The 1,237-nt window shown below is 41.9% G+C and carries 3 protein-coding genes and 1 pseudogene; all 4 read left to right on the top strand.

Annotated elements, in window-relative coordinates:
• A pseudogene (locus tag B9G53_RS28345) lies at positions 1–226 on the top strand (transposase); the annotation flags it as partial.
• A gap of 65 nt (positions 227–291) precedes the next feature.
• Positions 292–684, top strand: coding sequence for an IS630 transposase-related protein (locus tag B9G53_RS03625; RefSeq protein WP_094529233.1), 393 nt, complete (start codon positions 292–294; stop codon positions 682–684).
• Between the two features lie 20 nt (positions 685–704).
• Positions 705–938: a transposase gene (locus tag B9G53_RS03620; protein ID WP_141211697.1), complete on the top strand. Its 234-nt coding sequence runs from the start codon at positions 705–707 to the stop codon at positions 936–938.
• A gap of 30 nt (positions 939–968) precedes the next feature.
• The coding region (locus B9G53_RS03615) for a transposase (RefSeq protein ID WP_176453080.1) at positions 969–1,237 on the top strand (269 nt) is incomplete at its 3' end.

Genomic DNA, 1,237 nt, shown 5'->3' with positions numbered 1-1,237 from the left:
GATATTCAAGCCCAGTTGCAAGAAATGTATGGTGTCGAAGTATCACCAACACTTATTTCCAATGTCACTGATGCAGTGATCGATGAGGTAAAACAATGCGTCCTATCGCTCTCTTGATGCAGTCTATCCGATTTTATTTCTAGACTGTCTGGTCATCAAAGTCCGAGACAATGGACGAGTCATCAATAAATCTCTGTATTTCGCCTTGGCAGTGAATATGGATGGATATAGCTATAGCCAGCTAGGTTAGGACATAAGATATAAAGCAAACTAGTTGACTGAGGAATAATAATGCCAAAACCATATAGTTACGATTTGCGTCAAAAGGTAATACAAGCAATCGAAATGGATGGACTGAAGAAGAATGAAGTTAGTCAATTGTTCGGTATTAGTCGAAATACAATCAACTTGTGGTTTAAGAGGCGGAAAGAAACAGGTGATATAGGGGCGAAGGCAAGAGCATCCTCTAATCAGAAGACCAAAATTAGCGATTGGGAAAAGTTTCGAGAATTTGTCAAAGAGCATGGGGAAAAGACCCAAGCGGAGATGGCAGAATTATGGGGAAATATAAGTCAAAGGTCGATATCACGAGCCTTAACACAGATAGGATTTACCCGTAAAAAAAAACTTATGGTTATCAAGAACGAGATGAAGAAAAACGCCATGAGTTTCGCACAGCATTAGGAGAGCCCAAAGCATCCCACTTGGTCTACGTTGATGAATCGGGTATGGATGAACGTGATAATTATGGGTATGGATGGTCTGCAAAAGGTGAACGAATTCATGGACTCAAAGCAGGTCGTCGTCAAGGACGTATCAATATGATTGCAGGATATCGAGATGGACAACTGATTGCTCCCTTTACAATTAAAGGTTCTTGCAACCGCAGAGAGTGTAAAGTGAAATGTGTAAAGTCTAGGAAGTATACAGAGAGATAATCAAGACACACAACTACTAACACCACAAAGATGAATATCCGCAAAGAAATACTCGATGAATTGCTGCAAGAATGTAAAACACCACCCGACTTATTCGGAGAAGGAGGAGTCCTGAAACAACTAACCACCGCACTAGTGGAGCGAGCCTTGGAAGCAGAATTATCGACCCATCTAGGGTACAAGAAGCATGAATCGAAACCAGAAGGACAAAGCAACAGTCGTAACGGTTATAGCCAGAAAAAAGACCAAGGCGACTTTGGTGTAGCCGAAATCGCAGTCCCCCGAGATCGGCAAGGAGA

The organism is Pseudanabaena sp. SR411, assembly GCF_002251945.1.
Taxonomy (GTDB): domain Bacteria; phylum Cyanobacteriota; class Cyanobacteriia; order Pseudanabaenales; family Pseudanabaenaceae; genus Pseudanabaena.
Note: the sequence above shows the minus strand (reverse complement) of the source record. Positions and strands in the feature narration are given on the sequence as shown.

Bases quoted from the DNA above. Each gene is read 5' to 3' on its own strand.
- B9G53_RS03625 (WP_094529233.1), top strand. From the start codon at position 292: ATGCCAAAACCATATAGTTACGATTTGCGTCAAAAGGTAATACAAGCA.